Here is an 18,084-nt window from a genome sequence, read left to right on the forward strand (position 1 = left end):
GGAATTACTCCTTTAATACATAATCGATATAGATTTGCGGATCGATCAGACTGTCTGCAGCTGCCTGAACATATGGATAGAACCATTCTGCTCCAACACCAAGCAAGACTGAGATCGCGATCAATACAACTGATGCTGCTAATCCTGAAGTTTTTACAGCTTGTTTAGGTTCTTCTTTTAGCTCACCCCAGAAAGCTCCGATAAAGATGCGGATCACAGAAAATAGGATTAACAGACTCGATAATAATCCTACCCCAGCAGCAATATAATAACCTTCATCCATTGCACCTCTTAAAAGAAGATATTTACCGATAAAACCACTAAAAGGCGGGATTCCAGCTAATATGAGCGATGCGATAAAGAACATCCAACCCATAAGTGGTGCGGTTTTTATATAGCCGCCCATCTTTTTTAGATTTGACGTCCCTGCATGCCAAACGAGTAGGCCGGCAAGGAAAAATAAAGCTGCTTTGATCGCCATATCATGAACAAGATAGTAGATCGTCCCTGCAAGTGATTCTGCTGAGAACGTCCCTATACCTAGAAGCATAAAGCCTATCGCTGGCATGATATTATAAGCGATGATTAATTTAACATTAGATGTAGAGAGCGCACCAATCACTCCGATAATCATCGTAATAGTGGCGATCCAAATAAAAAAGGTGTGTGTTAGTTCAAGTTTGTGAGAAAAAATGAGTGTGAAGACTCTAAGCATAGAGTACACTCCAACCTTGGTTAACAACGCACCAAACAATGCAGAGACGATTGGTGACGGCACGATATACGATTTAGGAAGCCAAAAATACAATGGAAACAAGGCCCCTTTTGTCGCAAAAACGATGAATAGTAAGATTCCGATTCCTGTTAAGATCCCTTGCTGCTCTACTTGGGCAACACGTTCCCCGAGTTGCGCCATATTTACTGTACCGGTAACAGAGTAGAGGAAAGCTACCGTTGTAACGAATAGAATGGACGAAAACAAATTAAGTAAGATGTACTTTACTGATTCCCGAAATTGATGTTTGGATCCCCCGATAATGATCAATCCATATGAGGCCATTAACAAGACTTCAAAAAACACGAACAAGTTGAACAGATCTCCTGTTAAGAAAGCGCCACTCACCCCTGCGATCAGTAAGAAGAACAAAGGGTAAAAGTAATGCTGCACCATCTTCTCCGTAACTGATGATAGGGCAAAAATCGCCGCAGTTAGTGCGATCACATTAACAGCTAGTATCATGATGACGGACAGCTTGTCAGCAACAAGAATGATTCCATATGGCGCACTCCAACCACCTGTTTCTAAAATTAAAGGACCGTCAGAAAACACATGATAACTTAAAAAGATCGATACGCCGAAACTTAACAAGACCACTAGAAATGAAATGTTTATCGTTACTTTTTGTTTTTTATTAAAAAAAACAAGTAAAGCTCCGAAAAACAAAGGTATAAATATTGGCAAAAATACTAAATTACTCATCATCTGTTCCCCTTAGCTGATCCATCATATCTGTCTTATTGCTTTGATAGGTTCGATAAGCTAGTACTAGAAGAAAGCTCGTAACCCCAAAACTTATAACAATAGATGTCAGTATTAGCGCTTGAGGGAGAGGATCTGTATAGTTCTTGACCCCCTCTATTAAAATAGGAGGTTTCCCACGGTTTAATTTCCCCATCGTTAAAATAAACAAGTGAGCTCCGTGTGATAAAAGCGCCGTACCAAGTACAATTTTTAATAACTGTTTCTGTAGTATAAGATAAACACCGGCTGCAAATAACGTTCCGGCAAGTATAGACATAAGAATTTCCATTAATGATTCATGTCTCCTTTATCCCGGTATTTTATCATGGCAAAAATGCCTAAAGCAGCTAGACCAAGTACTGCTATTTCAAATAAAGTATCCAAGCCACGGAAGTCAACAAGGATGACGTTGACGATATTGTCTCCTCCGCCAAGCTTATAAGAGTTTTCTACAAAATATTTTGAGATGCTCTCAAAATATTTAGAGCTATGAGCAGAGATCGCTACTATTGTTAAGAGTGCACCGGTTGAAGCAGCAATAACAAAATCTACAAGCTTTTCAGAAGGTTTCTTGTCAGATTTCTTTAGCTTAGGAAGATGCGCAAAACATAGTAGGAAGAGAGCAACAGTTATGGTCTCAACGATAAGCTGTGTTAATGCGAGATCTGGTGCTCGGAAGAAAACGAACAACAATGAAAGACCATATCCTACAACTCCGATTACAATAATCGCAGCTATTCTCTGTGTCATCCAGATCGTTGCAATGGCAGCAACAGCCATAACAAAACCGACTAACACCTCTGGCCACGTAACAGGTGCTAAGTCATCGAACGCTATTTTAAATCCGTCTGTTACATAGATAAAAATCGATGTAGACACAACCAAGAATACAAGAATGATGGATGTATACAATCGCAATGAACCAGTCATATAAAATTTCGTGAATTTACTTGAGAAACTCAATAGACCGTTTACGATAGACTGATAAACGCGATCGGTTGAAAACTTTCCAGGTACTCTATTATAGATCGGCTGCCATCTTTTTAGAGTTAAAGCGAGAATAGTTCCCACTGCAACAACTAATAGCGACATGTGCAAAGGCGTATTATCAAAACCATGCCAAAATGCCAAGTGAGTAAGCGCATAATCTCCTGTTACTGATGCGACTGCTGGTGCAAGTAACGACTCATTGATCAAATTTGGCAATAATCCGATAAGAATGACAAATCCAATGAGTATAATCGGAGAAATTAGCATACCAATTGGCGCTTCATGAGGTTTTTTCTCAAGTTGATCTAACTTGGCTTTACCTGTAAATGTGCCGAATACTAAATACATGGAATAAACGAATGTGAAGATACTTCCGATTACGGCTAGCCACGGAATCCACTCAGCAAACATTCCAGCAAAACCGCTTGTTTGATCCAATTTCAATGAAGAATCAAAGAACATCTCTTTACTAAGAAAACCATTAAAAATCGGAAGTGGTACTCCAGCCATAGAGAAAGCGCCAAAGAATGCTAGAGTAGCTGAGATCGGCATAAATGTATAAAGTCCACCTAGTCTTCTGATATCCCTCGTACCTGTCTCATGGTCAACAATACCCGCTATCATAAACAAGCTGCCTTTGAAGGTAGCGTGGTTAAAGATATGGAAGATTGCTGCGAGTGTAGCAATACCAGTTCCAAAGCCAAGCATAGTCATGATCATACCAAGCTGACTTATCGTTGAATAAGCTAAAATACCTTTCAGATCAGTCTGACGGGAAGCAAGTATCGATCCTAAACAGAGTGTGATCAAGCCCACACCAGAAACGATAATGAAAAATACATCCGTTCCACTAAAGATGAGTGAGAATCTTGCTACAAGATAGATCCCTGCTTTAACCATCGTTGCAGAGTGAAGGTATGCACTAACTGGAGTTGGTGCTTCCATCGCATCAGGTAGCCAGCTGTGAAACGGAAACTGTGCCGATTTTGTAAAAGCTCCAATGAGTAGCAATATTAATATAGGAATAAACAAGTCGCTCTCAATGATGTCAGATCGATTAGCGATCATCTGTCGTATACTGTTCGTTTCGGCTGTGATGGATAGGAGTATGAGAGCTCCTAACATAGACAGTCCGCCAAAAACTGTTACGAGCATCGATTTTTGTGCACCATATGTGGATCGTTCTCGATAATACCAAAATCCAATTAATAAAAAGGATGAGATACTCGTGAACTCCCAAAAGGTATAAAGTACGAAAACGTTGTCAGATAGAACGACGCCAAGCATCGATCCCATAAATAATAAAAGGTAAACATAGAAAGGGACGAGCTGTTCTTTTTTCGATAAATAAAAGATCGAATAGAGTACAACAAGTGTTCCAATTCCGGTGATTAATAGCGAAAAAAGCATGCTAAGTCCATCCAAGTAAAAACTTAATTGGATGTCGAGTGATGGAATCCAATTCGCGACGCTTTGAACGATTTTCCCTTCAGCCAATGTAGGCAGTTTAGAAATAAACAGAATAAAAAGCACTGCTGGAACAGGCAGAACAAACCAACCAGTATGTATCCGGTCTACTTTCTTAGCGGCAAGTCCAATCAGCAGTGCTGCTAAAAAAGGTATGAGTATGTAGATGTGCAACATGAATACCGGTAAACCTCCTTAAAACCCAAAAATAATCGTCATAGTCCATTACATTGTAAGCAAAACCTTTCCTTTTTAGCAAATACTTTACCGAAGAGAAACTCTCTAATCAGATAGATTTTGCATCTCTTGAATATCCTTCCCAAAAAATACCTAACCTATTTGAGAGGTGATTGAAAATGAGACTACTACATACATACGGAATACTTTTGATTTTGTTTCAACTAACTGGCTGTTTTAATGATTCTATTTATAAAAGGGATGAGACGAGTCCGAAGTTTCAACCGAGAGAATACTACAGAAAGCACGTTAGCTTTTCTGAAGCAGGTGTTTCAAACGCCTCTTCTCTCGCAGAAGAGATAAAAAGAGAAATTACGAAAGATAAATATATTAAACGTGCAGTTGTTGTTAAAGAAGATGGTAAATACGTAGTTGCGATACAGATGAAGTCTTACCACTACAGCAAAGCAGAAACGTTGAGTAAAAAATATAAGCAGGCGTGGGAAAAACAGTGGAAAATTCCAATCGAAATAACTTTCAATCCAGGAGAATATCGAAAAGTAGAAAGAGATTTGGCCACAAAAAAATAGAGCGTATGAATACGCTCTACATTAATACTTGCTGTAATCTAGCATGAAGAGATCTTCTGTCAATCTCTTTCTTTATGAGTAAAATAAAGTCCTTACTAAGCTTCAGTTCTCTAGCTTTTAAATAAGATTCAATCAACAGGTCGTCCGAAAGTTTTTCCATAATATAGCCCTATAGAAGCGGCATGGTCACCTCCTGTTTTTAATAAAAGATGGTGAAACAGTATTCTAAATTCATATAAAGTGAATATGATGATAAGTTCATGTTTTATGTACTTGCTTTATGTACTTTGAAGCTTACCATGTATTGTAAAAAGGAACAACCGTTCGTTTATCCACAGTGTTTGGTGGATAAGTTGTGGGTAAAATGTTAACATCTTTAAGAAAGATAGTGGATACTTAGGTGAATAATGTGAATAAGATTATCCACACTGTTTGAGAGGGGAACAAATTGTCGAAAACTTTTTATTTTATTAAAACTCACTAATTTTAAGTTACTTTATCTAAATGATAATTAAGTAGAAAAACCTTATGGAAAGCTCTTGAAATTGATATATAATGACAGTTATTGTAGAAAAATCGTTTGTACTTCCTTTCATTACTGGTAAAATAGATACGTTGAAAAGGAAACGTGAAGAGGTGCTAGAATGTTAAAACATTTTTTACCGGATCAACATGTTCAGAACATATTGGACATCACACCGGAAATGTTAGTTGAACGAGGAGTAAAAGGTATTATCACAGATTTGGATAATACGCTTGTGGAATGGGATAGACCTGAAGCGACTCCAGAATTGATCAAGTGGTTTACTTCTATTAAAGAAAAAGGTATTTTGATCACAATTGTTTCAAATAATACACAACATAGAGTAAAGAGCTTCTCAGACCCTGTTGGTATCCCTTTTATCTATAGTGCGAGAAAACCAATGACCAAAGCTTTTAAACGCGCTTTAAAAGATATGAAGCTGAAAAATGAACAAGTAGTAGTTATTGGAGATCAGCTTCTTACTGACGTACTTGGCGGAAATCGAATAGGTTTGCATACTATACTCGTTGTACCAGTGGCTAGCAGTGACGGTTTTTGGACAAGGTTTAACAGAAAGATTGAACGCATTATATTGTCTTGGATGAAAAGAAAAGGCATGCTGCATTGGGAGGAATAGGTTTGGAACAAATTAAATGTGTGGGTTGTGGAGTCTCCATACAAACTGAAGACAAAGAAGCGCTTGGATACGCACCTCTTTCGGCACTGACGAAAGAGCTGCCAATTTGCCAGCGCTGTTTTCGTTTAAAACACTATAACGAAATCCATGACGTAAGTTTAACTGACGATGATTATCGAAAGATCGTCTCAAGTATAGGAGATGAAGATGCGTTAGTAGTTAAAATCGTTGATATTTTCGATTTTAATGGAAGCTGGCTGCCGGGACTTCATCGTTATGCAGGAAACAATCCAATCCTTCTTGTCGGAAATAAGCTTGATCTGCTTCCAAAATCGGTGAATCCGAATAAAGTGATTCATTGGATGAAGAAGGAAGCAAAAGAGCTAGGCTTAAAACCGATTGATGTAAAATTGATCTCTGCTGATAAAGGATATGGTATTGAAGAGTTGGCAGAGTCAATTGATTATTATCGCCAAGGAAAAGATGTATACGTGGTAGGCTGTACAAATACAGGAAAGTCAACGTTCATTAACCGTTTGATCAAACAATTCGGCGAAGAAGCTGCTGATTTGATCACAACTTCTCATTTTCCAGGAACGACATTAGATCTCATTGATATTCCACTCGATGGAAGAAGTCACTTGTATGATACGCCTGGAATTATAAATCACCATCAGATGGCACATTTTGTTTCTAAAAAAGAACTGAATATCATCATGCCTAAAAAAGAAATTAAGCCTATGGTGTTTCAGTTGAATGAGTTGCAGACTCTGTATTTTGGCGGACTCGGAAGAATGGATTATATTAAAGGCGGCAAACAGTCATTTGTATGCCATTTTTCAAACCACTTGAATATTCATCGAACTAAGACGGACAAAGCAGACGAACTATATGAGAAACATCTTGGTGACATGTTAGCACCACCTGAAGATACCGAGAACTTTCCAAAGCTAAAACGCTATGAATTTGTTATAAAGGAAAGCAAAACAGATATTGTGATCTCTGGATTAGGCTGGGTAACCTTCCCAGAAGCAGGTGCGAAGGTGGCTATTTATGCACCAGAGGGTGTAGCTGTAACTGTTCGGAAATCCTTAATCTAAGGAGAGATTTTCATCATGATTAAAGCACTTGTTATCGGAGATCCAATCAATCATTCCTTATCACCTGTCATGCAAGAAGCCGCATTTCAGCAAACAGGTATTTCTGGAACATACGAAAAAAGACGTGTGCCTTCTGATGAATTAGAGGCGTTCGTTAATTCTTTGAAAGATAGCAACTATGCAGGATGTAACATTACCATCCCTCATAAAGTAGCAATTCTTCCACTTTTGGATGAGATAGATGAGGAAGCAAAAGAGATAGGCGCTGTTAATACAGTAGTAAATGAAGATGGAAAATTGATTGGGTATAACACAGACGGTAAGGGATTCCTACTTGGTCTTAAAGAAAAGATCAGTAAGCCTCTATCAGATCTTAACGTTCTCTTAATCGGTGCTGGTGGAGCTGCCCGGTCTATCGCTTATGCTCTTAGTAAAGAAGGACCTAAATATTTGGCAATAGCAAATCGTTCAGAAGGACGTCTTCATTCTTTATTAAAAGATTTGAAGGGTGAGCGTATAGAAGGTATGTCTTTACAAAGAGCTGAAGAAAATCTTGCTCGTTTTGATGTGTTAATCAACACGACTAACGCGGGTATGCACCCAGATACTGAGTCGGTTCCGCTTAACCTTAACTTGCTGAAGTCAGACGCAGTTGTGAGTGATATCGTATATAATCCGCTAACAACAAAGTGGCTAAAAGAAGCTGAGGAAAAAGGTGCTACTACAGATAATGGTGTATCCATGCTCGTTATGCAAGGAGCTATGGCATTTGAAAAGTGGACAGGCACTTTTCCAGATACAAATAATATGAAACAAGTCGTTATAGAACAACTCAGGAGGTAACTATGCTTACAGGTAAACAAAAACGTTTTTTACGATCAAAGGCACACCATATCCAACCCATTTTTCAGGTTGGTAAAGGTGGAGTTAATACGAATTTAGTCAAACAGGTTGACGAAGCACTTGAAGCAAGAGAGCTAATTAAGGTTAGCGTGCTTCAAAATTGTGAAGATGATAAGGATACAGTAGCGTCACAGCTTTCTTCTGGTTCAAAAGCAGAGTTAGTTCAAGTGATCGGAAGTACAATCGTACTTTATAAAGAATCAGTCAATCAAAAACGCATCCAACTCCCTTAAGGAGTGACATATGTATGAATAGACAAATTGGACTTTTTGGAGGCACGTTTAATCCACCACATATCGGACATTTGCTTATTGCACAAGAAGCATTAATTCAATTGAATCTAGACGAAGTATGGTGGATACCTTCCTCCTCACCTCCTCATAAAGACAAAGACAATGAAGTCTCTGATGAAGAGCGTATTGAAATGGTTCGAAAAGCGATTGGTAACAATGAGCAGTTTTCCCTTTCTTTGCTTGAGTTTGAGAGAAGTGGACCTTCATATACTATTGATACGATTCGTCTTTTGAAGGAGAAATATCCACAAGAAACCTTCACTTTTATAATGGGTGGAGATATGGTTCATTCTTTAAGTAGCTGGCATAAAATTGATGAGTTAAAAGACCTTGTTGATTTTGCAGGTGTCGGACGTGCAGGATATGATGTTGACCATCATTGGGAGAGGTATCGAGTAAAACATGTAGAAGTACCTATTATCGAGATCTCGTCATCATTTATACGTAATCGATCAGGCGCTAACGAGAATATTCGTTACTATGTCTCAGGTGAGGTCTGGAATCATATTAAGGAGAACCGCCTTTATGGAACGAACTAAAGCACTGGAAATTGTGAAAAAACAGCTGACAGAGCACCGTTTTATCCATACGCTAGGAGTGGAAGAGACTAGTCTTGCTTTAGCCAATAAATATGGCGTGGACTTAAAAAAAGCAGAAACAGCGGCAATTTTTCATGATTATGCTAAATTCCGGCCAAAGGAAGAAATGAGAGAAATCGTACGAAGCGAGGGACTTTCAGAAGACTTGTTATACTATGGAAACGAAGTATTGCATGCGCCAGTCGGAGCATTCTTAGTTGAAAAAGAAGTTGGAATAACGGATAGTGACATACTACGCGCTATCTATTACCATACAACGGGCAATGGTGAGATGACTCTGCTTGAAAAAGTAATATTCTTAGCAGATTACATTGAACCCAACCGCCAGTTCAAAGGTGTGGAAAGTGTTAGAGAGATGGCTGAGAACGATCTTGATCAAGCGTGTTTGATGGCCGTTAAAAACACGATTAGTTTTTTAATGAAACAGAATCAAAAAATCTATCCACTCACGTTTGAAGCGTATAATGGATTGCTTCAAGAGATTAAACTAAAAAAAGAGAAGGAGTGCACTGGATGAACGTAAAAGAGCTTATGGAATTGGTCGTAAAGACCGCAGATGATAAAAGAGCAGAGAATATTGCCGTGCTAGATATGGAAGGAATCTCGCTTGTAGCAGATTACTTTGTTATCTGTCATGGTAATTCTGAAAAACAAGTCCAAGCGATTGCTAGGGAATTGAAAGATGTAGCTATAGAGAATGACATTCAGATTCGCCGAATGGAAGGTTATGACCATGCAAGATGGGTTTTAATTGACCTCGCAAACATCGTTGTTCATGTATTCCATCGAGATGACCGCACTTATTATAATCTTGAGAAATTATGGGGAGACGCCAATAAAATTGATGTTGATGCTATAATTGCCCCTCAACAAAATTTGTAGATGAGTTATCAGCGATTTGCCTATCTGTATGACGAACTGATGGAGGATGCTCCATACGCTGAATGGTTGAACTTTGTTAAAACATCTGCTGCTAAACATTTAGAACATGGAAAGCGGTTTTTAGATGTAGGTTGCGGTACGGGTTCGATGACGATTCTACTCGCAAAAGAAGGCTTTGATGTAACTGGTGTTGATCTTTCTACAGATATGTTGTTGGTCGCAAAGGAAAAAGCCGAAGCAGAAAGAGTTAACCTTTCCCTTTTTCAGCAAGATATGCGAGAGTTAGAAGGACTGGGGATTTATGATTGTGTCACGATATTATGTGACTCGCTTAATTACATTTTGACAGAAGAAGATGTGAAACGAACATTTTTTTCAGCGGGAAACCACCTGAATACAGGGGGCCTTCTTCTTTTTGATGTTCATTCTTTACATAAGATCAATGAAATCTTCATAGGGCAAACTTTTGGAAGTAATGAAGAAAAGCTTTCATACATATGGCAATGCTATCAAGGTGAGCTCGAAAATAGTGTAGAACACGATCTATCTTTTTTTATGCAAAATGGAGATTCATACGAACGTTATGATGAACTGCATACACAAAGAACTTTTTCCATCGAGGACTATTGTGATTGGTTAAAAGATTGTGGGTTCGAACCCTTAGAAGTCTCGGCTGACTTTAAAGGAATTGAACCCACTGATGAAAGTGAACGAATCTTATTCGTTGCAAGGAAAAAATAAATATGTTGAGAAGGCAGCCAATGTGCTGTCTTTTTTATTAGTAAGCGGTACAATTACACGTAAAGATTTATTACTTTTCTACAGAATTAGGTGAGATATATGTTGGATCAAGATCCATTGTTTAAGAACAACATTCTAGAGACGATCATCGATAGCGCTTACGAATGGATTGTTGTTGTTGATCATGAAGGAATCGTCCGATACATGAATAAAACGTACTGCGAGTTTTTAGGCGAAGATTCTAAAAAAGTAATAGGTAAGCATGTTACAAAGGTTATTGAAAATACAAGAATGCACAAAGACGTATTACAAGGAAAAGTTGAGATTGCAGATCTACAGTTCATTAGAGGAAATTACATGATAGCAAACCGTATTCCAATCCTAAATGAAGGAAAAGTAATCGGAGCTGTAGGAACGGTAATATTTAGAGATACAGAGCAATGGAAAAGGATGAACTCTCACATAAAAGCGCTTCTTCATGAACTCAATTTTTATAAAAAAGAGTGGGAAGAAATAAATGGTGCCACTTATACGCTAAATGATTTTGCGGGAACTTCAGCAGAGGTTCAAAAAGTAAAGAAGCATGTGAAGAATATTGCTAGTGGAGATCTGTCCGTATTGATCCGCGGAGAGAGCGGAACAGGAAAAGAGTTGCTTGCCCATAGCATTCATCAATTGAGTGAAAGAAGTGGAAAACCCTTTATTAAACTGAATTGTGGTGCGGTGCCAGAGCATTTGTTTGAATCTGAACTATTCGGCTATTCCGAAGGTGCATTTACAGGAGCAAAAAAAGGCGGAAAATTAGGTAAGTTTCAACTTGCAGACGGAGGCACTCTATTCTTGGACGAGATTGGGGACCTTCCTCAAAGTATGCAAATAAAATTGCTACGTGTACTTCAGGAAAAAGAAGTAGAGCCTGTAGGAGCTGTTCAATCTCAAAAAGTAAACGTGCGAGTGATCGCTGCTACAAACCGCTCATTAGAGAGATTGATCAATGAGAATAAGTTTCGCGAAGACTTGTTTTATCGGATAAATGTCTTGCAAATCCAAATACCTCCACTTCGTGAGAGAAAAGAAGATATATGGCCACTCGCGGAAAATTTTATCCGATTGAACTGTGCTGAAACAGGTAAAAGAATCATTAGTATCGATAAAGATGTAAAAGAAGCATTTTTAGAATACAGCTGGCCAGGTAATGCCAGAGAACTTAAGAATTTTGTTGAGGCAGGCATCCAATTGACCCATAGTGACAGATTATCGTTAGATGTTTTTCCGGATTTTTTAAAAGAAAAGCTTGGAATCAATAAGAAACAGATGACACTCAAAGAACATGTTCAAGAAACAGAAAAAAATGTGATCGCTTATTATTTAGAGAAGATGAACGGGGATATTATGCAAGTCGCTAAACATCTAGGCATTGGAAAGACAAACCTATATGATAAGATTAAAAAATATAAAATTCGTTAATCTAATCTACTATTCCGAAAAACCGGAACACTCTTCCGGTTTTTCGGAATAATTCATATTATTAATTAAATGAGATTTCTAAGTGCCAACTATGTTATATTCTAACTTTCTATAATCACAAAGTATAAGTATCACTATATTATTTTTTCCGGTTTTTCGGAAAAATAATATGATGATGTATACCCATTATACGTTTTAATGTTGGCATGAAACTTGCAAATAAATTACAGGGTGTAAATGATATGGAAAGGTGATGATGCTAAAAAAAATGAAAGCGCTTCAAATATGTTGAATTAATAGAATGGGGGAATTAAAAAATGGACATTATTATTATTTTATTAGCTTTATTCTTTTTAATGTTCGTAGCTTACAGAGGATTCAGCGTTATTTTATTCGCGCCGATCGCTGCGTTGTTTGCTGTATTGCTTACTGAACCTGGTCACGTATTGCCATTCTTCTCAGGAGTGTTTATGGAGAAGATGGTTGGTTTCATTAAACTCTATTTCCCGGTCTTCTTACTAGGGGCGATTTTCGGGAAAGTTATTGAAATGTCAGGCTTTGCAAAATCGATTACTCAGTTTGTCATCAAACTGATCGGACCTGCTAGAGCGATGCTTGCAATCGTACTTGTTGGGGCAATTTTAACGTATGGCGGGGTTTCACTGTTTGTTGTTGCTTTTGCACTCTACCCGTTTGCATCTGAACTTTTTAAACTTGCTGATATTCCTAAAAGACTTATTCCAGGTACGATTGCGCTAGGTGCTTTTACTTTTACAATGGATGCTTTTCCTGGGAGTCCACAGATTCAAAATATTATTCCCACATCTTTCTTCGGAACAACAACATGGGCTGCGCCATGGCTAGGGTTTATCGGAGGAATGTTTGTTTTCATATTGGGTATGATCTACCTTGAGTGGAGACGAAGACAAGCGGCGTCAAAAGGTGAAGGATACGGAACAGGTCATACTAATGAGCCTGAAAAGCTGGATTCTGAAAACCTGCCAAATGCTTTTATAGCGATTCTTCCGCTTATTTTAGTAGGAGTGTTCAATAAATGGTTCACGGTTTTAATTCCACAGTACTACGGAAAGACATTTGATTTTTCTGCTATTGGTATGAAGAACGTGCCTGAGATCCAGATACCATCACTTGCTGCTGTATGGGCAGTTGAAGGAGCGTTGATCATTGGTATCGTAACAGTTCTCTTGTTCTCTTTCAAAAGAATTAAAAGCAACTTTAATAAAGGAATCAATCTATCCATTGGCGGAGCGTTACTTGCCACATTAAATACAGCATCAGAGTATGGATTTGGTGGTGTAATCGCAGCACTTCCTGGCTTTACTGCAGTAAATTCGGCGATGTCCAATACGATTAAAGATCCGTTGATCAATGAAGCGGTTACGACTACGACGTTAGCAGGTATTACAGGATCTGCGTCTGGAGGGATGAGTATAGCACTCGCAACGATGAGTGAAACGTATATCGCACAAGCAGACAAACTAGGAATTGATACAGAAGTACTTCACCGTGTTGCTTCTATGGCGAGTGGTGGTATGGATACACTTCCACACAACGGTGCTGTTATTACGTTGTTAGCCGTTACAGGTTTAACTCACAAACAAGCGTATATCGATATTTTCGCGATGACGATCATTAAAACGATCGCCGTGTTTGTAATCATTGGTTTGTATTATGGATTTGGTATCGTTTAAACCATTATTCTAAAAAAGGAGTAATTATTCCATGAGAGCGTTTGTTGAGGGGAAAGTTGTTTTTATTACGGGAGCAGCCAGTGGAATCGGTTTGCAGTTAGCAAAGGCTTTTGCTAAACAAGGAGCAAAAGTTGTGATTAGTGATTTGAATGATGAGAAAGCCAAGGAATCAGCACAACTTTTGGCTCAAGATGGTCTTGAAGCAATCGGACTGGGCTGTAATGTGACCGAGGAAGAAGATATAATAAAAGCGTTGGACGAAACACTGAAACATTTCGGTCGCATCGATGTCCTCATCAACAATGCAGGATTGCAGTATGTATCTCCACTTGAAGAATTTCCGACCGAGAAATTCCAGCAGTTGATCAGTGTCATGCTTACAGCTCCATTTATAGCAACAAAGCATGTGTTTCCAATCATGAAGAAACAAGGATTCGGACGTATCATCAACATGGCGTCCATTAATGGGCTTGTAGGTTTTGCGGGAAAATCTGCATATAACAGCGCGAAGCATGGAGTTATTGGTTTAACGAAGGTGGCTGCCTTAGAAGGTGCACCACATGGAATAACAGTAAATGCGGTTTGTCCAGGATATGTTGACACACCTCTTGTAAGAGGGCAATTAGAAGATCTGGCGAAAACGAGGAACGTAGAGTTAGAAAAAGTTTTGGAAGAAGTAATCTACCCTCTTGTTCCACAAAAAAGATTGTTAGATGTTCAGGAAATTGCAGATTATACACTCTTTCTTTCAAGTGAGAATGCGAAAGGTGTTACAGGGCAAGCGATTGTGATCGACGGTGGATATGTCGCACAATAAACAATAGATAATTTATTGACATTCACTATATTTAGTGTCAAAGTATATAGTACAAACCTATATATGGAGAATTCAGGTGCCGGTTTATCCGGCTTAAAAGGGAATTCGGTGTAATGCCGAAGCTGTCCCCGCAACTGTAATTGTGGACGAAATGGAATAGCCACTGTACAGATCAGTTATTATTTAATGACTGCTGTATGGGAAGGCCCAAAGTAGGAAGAAGCAAAAGCCAGTAGACCTGCCTGAGGACTTCTATTTTCTTTTCCTCGGGGATTGGGAGAAAGAACACCGGCTGTTAAATGCGGACTATTGTCTGGCAAAATACACGTGATTCTTTCACCCTCTTCCTGATGGAAGAGGGTTTTTATTATGACTAAGGAGTGTATTAAACATGAAAATGACAACTGAAAACTCTTTGCTCGGGGAGTGGTTAAGGAGTTGTGTCGAAAATTTTCCGAACATACAAGCTGAAACTTTTCTAAAAAATGCGGGGAAGTTGGAAACTCATGCAGGAGAACAAAGCTCACTTTACAGACAGCTAATCATGGAAGCATTAAATGGATTAAATGCAGAAGAACCACAGTGGACATTCGTGGCATCGCAAATCTATTTAAAGCAGTTATATGAAGAAGTGATGGTCAATCGTGATGAAGCAGAAAAACAGCCATATACAAATCTTTATGGGTTGATCTCAAAGTTAGTAAGTTTGAATATCTATGATGATACCATTCTAACTTCATACTCGAAGGAAGAGTTGAAGAATGCTGAAAACATGATAGACCCTACTAGAGATAGGCTTTTTACATACATCGGACTAAAAACGCTTGCTGATCGATATTTGGCAAAAGGTTTCAACCACGAAATCTATGAATTGCCACAAGAACGCTGGATGCTGATCGCATTATTTTTAATGAGAGACGAAAATCCATCGAAAAGACTTCAATTAGTTGAAGAGGCATACTGGGCGCTCTCGAATCTTTATATGACGGTTGCGACCCCGACTCTAGCGAATGCAGGCAAGAGTTATGGGCAGCTTAGTTCTTGTTTTATTGACACCATCGATGATAGTTTAAGAGGGATCTTTGATTCTAATACAGATGCTGCAACTGTTTCAAAAGGTGGGGGCGGACTTGGTATCTATCTTGGGAAGATTAGAGCTAGAGGTTCTGACATTAAAGGATTTAAAGGGAATTCATCTGGTGTAATACCGTGGATGAAGCAGTTAAATAACACAGCCGTTTCTGTAGATCAGCTAGGACAGAGGCAAGGTGCGATTGCGGTTTACCTGGATATTTGGCATAAAGACATCTTGGAGTTTTTAGATGCAAAGCTAAACAATGGTGATGAACGAATGAGAACGCATGACCTTTTTACAGGTGTGTGTCTGCCAGACCTTTTCATGGAGAGCGTGGAAAAACGCGAGGATTGGTATCTGTTCGATCCTCATGAGGTAAGAAAAATCAAAGGCTATTCATTAGAAGATTTCTATGATGAAACGGTTGGATCAGGAAGCTTCAGAGAAAAATATGCTGATTGTGTAGAAGATGAGAGGCTTTCAAGAAAATCTATTCCTGCTATTGAGATCATGAAACGAATCATGAAGTCGCAACTTGAAACCGGAACACCGTTCATGTTTTATCGAGATACGGTAAACCGGTTAAATCCGAATCCTCACAAAGGTATGGTCTATGCATCTAACCTGTGCACAGAGATTATGCAAAACATGTCTGTAACTGTTGTCACTTCAGAGGAGGCAGAGGATGGAGAAATTGTTATCAGAAAAACGCCAGGAGACTTTGTCGTCTGTAATCTGTCGTCTCTTTCTCTTGCTAAAGTGATCAATGATCAAGTGTTAAAAAGAGTCATTGATATTCAGATCCGAATGCTTGATAACGTTATTGATCTTAATCGTATAGATGTACCTCAAGCAGAACTTACAAATAAGAAGTATCGTGCGGTCGGTGTAGGTACGTTTGGATGGCACCATCTTTTAGCGAAAGAGGGAATAAAGTGGGAAAGTGAAGAAGCCGTTTCGTATGCTGATAACCTTTATGAAACCATTAATTATCATGTAATCAATGCTAGTTGTGAGCTTGCGAAAGAAAAGGGAGGATATCCGGCATTCAAAGGATCAGATTGGGAGACCGGGACTTACTTTTCAAAGCGTAACTATTCCTCTGAAGAATGGAATAGTTTAAAAGAAAGAGTCAATATGCACGGCCTAAGGAATGGATACCTCATTGCGGTTGCACCTAATTCATCAACGTCGATCATCGCTAATTCGACACCGAGTGTGGATCCTATATTTAAAAAATTCTATTCTGAAGAAAAAAAGAATTATAAAATACCAGTAACCGCTCCTGACTTGAATGCAGAAACAACTTGGTATTATAAATCTGCGTTCTTAATCGATCAAACATGGAGCATTGAACAGAACGCAGCTAGACAAAGACACGTGGATCAGTCCATTTCGTTTAATCTCTATGTCAATCACAATATAAAGGCAAAAGATCTGTTACACCTGCATATGCTTAGCTTTAAAAAAGGGTTGAAGACTACCTATTACACCCGATCTACGTCAATTGAGTTAGAAGGATGTGAAAGCTGTGAAAGTTAAAGAAGGTGAACAACTCAATGAGAGAAAAATTTATGACGTACAAGCTCCTAATCGATCTACAGGTATCATAAATGGTAAGAGTTCCAATATTTTAAACTGGGACGATGTGAGATATAAATGGGCTTATCCACTATACAAAAACATGTTAGCTAATTTTTGGACACCGTTTGAGATCAATATGTCTAGTGACAGCAAACAATATGTTAGCTTGAGCGAAAAAGAACAAGATACGTTTAATAAAATCATAGGATTATTGGCGTTCTTAGATAGTGTTCAAACGGATTATTCGAGCAAAGTAGCTGCGTATTTAACAGATTCAAGCCTTGCTGCACTCATGGCCACTCTATCGTTTCAAGAAGTCGTTCACAATCAATCATATTCGTACGTATTGTCCTCTTTAGTACCGAAGTCTAAGCAGGATGAAATATTCGAATACTGGAAAACAGATGCTGTACTAAGAGAGAGAAATGATTTTATTGTTGAAGGGTATGAGGAATTTCTTCATAATCCTACACCTCAAACATTTTTAAAATCTATTATTTACGACGTGATTCTTGAAGGATTAAATTTTTATTCTGGTTTTAGCTTCTTCTATAATCTGGCAAGAAATCAAAAGATGGTCTCAACTTCAACTATGATTAACTATATTAACAGGGATGAGCAGCTGCATGTTTATCTATTTACACAAATTTTTAAAGCCGTATTAGAAGAAGATCCGCATTTAAGAGATGAAGAGCTGGAAATGTTTGCGAAAAACACGTTTCAGCGAGCTGCGGAGCTCGAGATCAAATGGAGTAAGTATATAATAGGAAATTCATTTGAGGGCATCCATGAATCCGATCTAGAAGCTTATATTAAATTCATGGCAAATAAACGATTAAACGAATTAGGATTTAACAAGTTATATCCAGAATACAATAAAAATCCACTTCCTTGGATAAAGGCTTATTCTGATGTGAATTCAGGAAAAAGTGATTTTTTTGAGCAGAAATCGAGACAATACACTAAAGTTTCTGATGAAAATGGTTTCGATGAACTATAGAAAGC

The 18,084-nt window shown here is 38.4% G+C and carries 18 protein-coding genes and 1 riboswitch; of the genes, 14 read left to right on the forward strand and 4 right to left on the reverse strand.

Annotated elements, in window-relative coordinates; genetic code table 11:
• Positions 1-4 precede the first annotated feature (4 nt).
• From P4V41_RS06805 to P4V41_RS06815, 3 genes are read right to left on the reverse strand one after another with little or no spacing between them, the layout of a single operon-like run.
• On the reverse strand, positions 5-1,480 hold the full coding sequence (locus P4V41_RS06805; protein ID WP_328084097.1) for a Na+/H+ antiporter subunit D: 1,476 nt from the start codon (positions 1,478-1,480) through the stop codon (positions 5-7).
• Positions 1,473-1,811, reverse strand: coding sequence for a Na(+)/H(+) antiporter subunit C (locus P4V41_RS06810; protein WP_066396371.1), 339 nt, complete (start codon positions 1,809-1,811; stop codon positions 1,473-1,475). The genes P4V41_RS06805 and P4V41_RS06810 overlap by 8 nt, the downstream gene beginning before the upstream one ends.
• Complete coding sequence (locus tag P4V41_RS06815) at positions 1,811-4,156, reverse strand: Na+/H+ antiporter subunit A (protein ID WP_328084099.1); 2,346 nt, start codon at positions 4,154-4,156, stop codon at positions 1,811-1,813. Before P4V41_RS06815 ends, P4V41_RS06810 begins: the two co-directional genes overlap by 1 nt.
• 179 nt (positions 4,157-4,335) lie before the next feature.
• Here P4V41_RS06815 and P4V41_RS06820 point away from each other — a divergent pair, with 179 nt between their 5' ends.
• Positions 4,336-4,746, forward strand: coding sequence for a hypothetical protein (locus P4V41_RS06820; RefSeq protein ID WP_328084101.1), 411 nt, complete (start codon positions 4,336-4,338; stop codon positions 4,744-4,746).
• A gap of 16 nt (positions 4,747-4,762) precedes the next feature.
• On the opposite strand, the gene P4V41_RS06825 is transcribed toward P4V41_RS06820, so the two are convergent.
• A complete protein-coding gene (locus P4V41_RS06825) occupies positions 4,763-4,906 on the reverse strand; it encodes a sporulation histidine kinase inhibitor Sda (protein ID WP_197133330.1) in 144 nt (47 codons plus the stop codon).
• Positions 4,907-5,390: 484 nt separating this feature from the next.
• Between P4V41_RS06825 and P4V41_RS06830 the strand changes: the two genes are divergently transcribed.
• From P4V41_RS06830 to P4V41_RS06890, 13 genes are all read left to right on the forward strand, one after another.
• Entirely contained in the window at positions 5,391-5,906 is a 516-nt protein-coding gene (locus P4V41_RS06830; RefSeq protein ID WP_328084102.1) for a YqeG family HAD IIIA-type phosphatase, read from the forward strand.
• Positions 5,903-7,006, forward strand: coding sequence for a ribosome biogenesis GTPase YqeH (yqeH, locus tag P4V41_RS06835; protein WP_328084735.1), 1,104 nt, complete (start codon positions 5,903-5,905; stop codon positions 7,004-7,006). The genes P4V41_RS06830 and yqeH overlap by 4 nt, the downstream gene beginning before the upstream one ends.
• 15 nt (positions 7,007-7,021) lie before the next feature.
• Positions 7,022-7,849, forward strand: coding sequence for a shikimate dehydrogenase (aroE, locus tag P4V41_RS06840; protein WP_328084103.1), 828 nt, complete (start codon positions 7,022-7,024; stop codon positions 7,847-7,849).
• Between the two features lie 2 nt (positions 7,850-7,851).
• Positions 7,852-8,142 carry a ribosome assembly RNA-binding protein YhbY gene (gene yhbY / locus P4V41_RS06845; RefSeq protein ID WP_328084104.1) on the forward strand — a complete coding sequence of 97 codons (291 nt, stop codon included), beginning with the start codon at positions 7,852-7,854 and terminating at the stop codon, positions 8,140-8,142.
• Between the two features lie 14 nt (positions 8,143-8,156).
• Entirely contained in the window at positions 8,157-8,741 is a 585-nt protein-coding gene (locus P4V41_RS06850) for a nicotinate-nucleotide adenylyltransferase (protein ID WP_328084105.1), read from the forward strand.
• Entirely contained in the window at positions 8,728-9,318 is a 591-nt protein-coding gene (gene yqeK, locus P4V41_RS06855) for a bis(5'-nucleosyl)-tetraphosphatase (symmetrical) YqeK (protein ID WP_328084106.1), read from the forward strand. The genes P4V41_RS06850 and yqeK overlap by 14 nt, the downstream gene beginning before the upstream one ends.
• Positions 9,315-9,683, forward strand: a complete 369-nt coding sequence (rsfS, locus tag P4V41_RS06860) for a ribosome silencing factor (RefSeq protein WP_328084107.1) — start codon at positions 9,315-9,317, stop codon at positions 9,681-9,683. The genes yqeK and rsfS overlap by 4 nt, the downstream gene beginning before the upstream one ends.
• The gene (locus tag P4V41_RS06865) at positions 9,684-10,424 is read left to right on the forward strand and encodes a class I SAM-dependent methyltransferase (RefSeq protein ID WP_328084109.1); all 741 of its coding nucleotides are present in this window, start codon (positions 9,684-9,686) and stop codon (positions 10,422-10,424) included.
• 99 nt (positions 10,425-10,523) lie between these two features.
• The gene (locus P4V41_RS06870; RefSeq protein ID WP_328084110.1) at positions 10,524-11,891 is read left to right on the forward strand and encodes a sigma-54 interaction domain-containing protein; all 1,368 of its coding nucleotides are present in this window, start codon (positions 10,524-10,526) and stop codon (positions 11,889-11,891) included.
• Positions 11,892-12,208: 317 nt separating this feature from the next.
• Positions 12,209-13,603, forward strand: a complete 1,395-nt coding sequence (locus P4V41_RS06875) for a GntP family permease (RefSeq protein WP_328084111.1) — start codon at positions 12,209-12,211, stop codon at positions 13,601-13,603.
• 31 nt (positions 13,604-13,634) lie between these two features.
• Positions 13,635-14,420 (forward strand): 3-hydroxybutyrate dehydrogenase, encoded by a 786-nt coding sequence (locus P4V41_RS06880; RefSeq protein ID WP_328084112.1) that lies wholly within the window; start codon positions 13,635-13,637, stop codon positions 14,418-14,420.
• Between the two features lie 57 nt (positions 14,421-14,477).
• A riboswitch (cobalamin riboswitch) is annotated at positions 14,478-14,680 on the forward strand.
• A 131-nt stretch (positions 14,681-14,811) separates the two neighbouring features.
• Entirely contained in the window at positions 14,812-17,037 is a 2,226-nt protein-coding gene (locus P4V41_RS06885) for a ribonucleoside-diphosphate reductase subunit alpha (protein ID WP_328084113.1), read from the forward strand.
• Positions 17,027-18,079 (forward strand): ribonucleotide-diphosphate reductase subunit beta, encoded by a 1,053-nt coding sequence (locus P4V41_RS06890; protein WP_328084114.1) that lies wholly within the window; start codon positions 17,027-17,029, stop codon positions 18,077-18,079. Before P4V41_RS06885 ends, P4V41_RS06890 begins: the two co-directional genes overlap by 11 nt.
• The last annotated feature ends 5 nt before the right edge of the window (positions 18,080-18,084 follow it).

The organism is Fictibacillus nanhaiensis (assembly GCF_036213205.1).
In the GTDB taxonomy this organism is placed as follows: Bacteria; Bacillota; Bacilli; order Bacillales; family Fictibacillaceae; genus Fictibacillus; species Fictibacillus nanhaiensis_E.

Excerpts from the sequence above, each read along its gene's own strand:
- P4V41_RS06805 (WP_328084097.1), bottom strand. The coding sequence starts at position 1,480 with ATGAGTAATTTAGTATTTTTGCCAATATTTATACCTTTGTTTTTCGGA.
- P4V41_RS06810 (WP_066396371.1), bottom strand. The coding sequence starts at position 1,811 with ATGGAAATTCTTATGTCTATACTTGCCGGAACGTTATTTGCAGCCGGT.
- P4V41_RS06815 (WP_328084099.1), bottom strand. The coding sequence starts at position 4,156 with ATGTTGCACATCTACATACTCATACCTTTTTTAGCAGCACTGCTGATT.
- P4V41_RS06820 (WP_328084101.1), top strand. The coding sequence starts at position 4,336 with ATGAGACTACTACATACATACGGAATACTTTTGATTTTGTTTCAACTA.
- P4V41_RS06825 (WP_197133330.1), bottom strand. The coding sequence starts at position 4,906 with ATGGAAAAACTTTCGGACGACCTGTTGATTGAATCTTATTTAAAAGCT.
- P4V41_RS06830 (WP_328084102.1), top strand. The coding sequence starts at position 5,391 with ATGTTAAAACATTTTTTACCGGATCAACATGTTCAGAACATATTGGAC.
- aroE (WP_328084103.1), top strand. The coding sequence starts at position 7,022 with ATGATTAAAGCACTTGTTATCGGAGATCCAATCAATCATTCCTTATCA.
- yhbY (WP_328084104.1), top strand. The coding sequence starts at position 7,852 with ATGCTTACAGGTAAACAAAAACGTTTTTTACGATCAAAGGCACACCAT.
- P4V41_RS06850 (WP_328084105.1), top strand. The coding sequence starts at position 8,157 with ATGAATAGACAAATTGGACTTTTTGGAGGCACGTTTAATCCACCACAT.
- yqeK (WP_328084106.1), top strand. The coding sequence starts at position 8,728 with ATGGAACGAACTAAAGCACTGGAAATTGTGAAAAAACAGCTGACAGAG.
- rsfS (WP_328084107.1), top strand. The coding sequence starts at position 9,315 with ATGAACGTAAAAGAGCTTATGGAATTGGTCGTAAAGACCGCAGATGAT.
- P4V41_RS06865 (WP_328084109.1), top strand. The coding sequence starts at position 9,684 with ATGAGTTATCAGCGATTTGCCTATCTGTATGACGAACTGATGGAGGAT.
- P4V41_RS06870 (WP_328084110.1), top strand. The coding sequence starts at position 10,524 with ATGTTGGATCAAGATCCATTGTTTAAGAACAACATTCTAGAGACGATC.
- P4V41_RS06875 (WP_328084111.1), top strand. The coding sequence starts at position 12,209 with ATGGACATTATTATTATTTTATTAGCTTTATTCTTTTTAATGTTCGTA.
- P4V41_RS06880 (WP_328084112.1), top strand. The coding sequence starts at position 13,635 with ATGAGAGCGTTTGTTGAGGGGAAAGTTGTTTTTATTACGGGAGCAGCC.
- P4V41_RS06885 (WP_328084113.1), top strand. The coding sequence starts at position 14,812 with ATGAAAATGACAACTGAAAACTCTTTGCTCGGGGAGTGGTTAAGGAGT.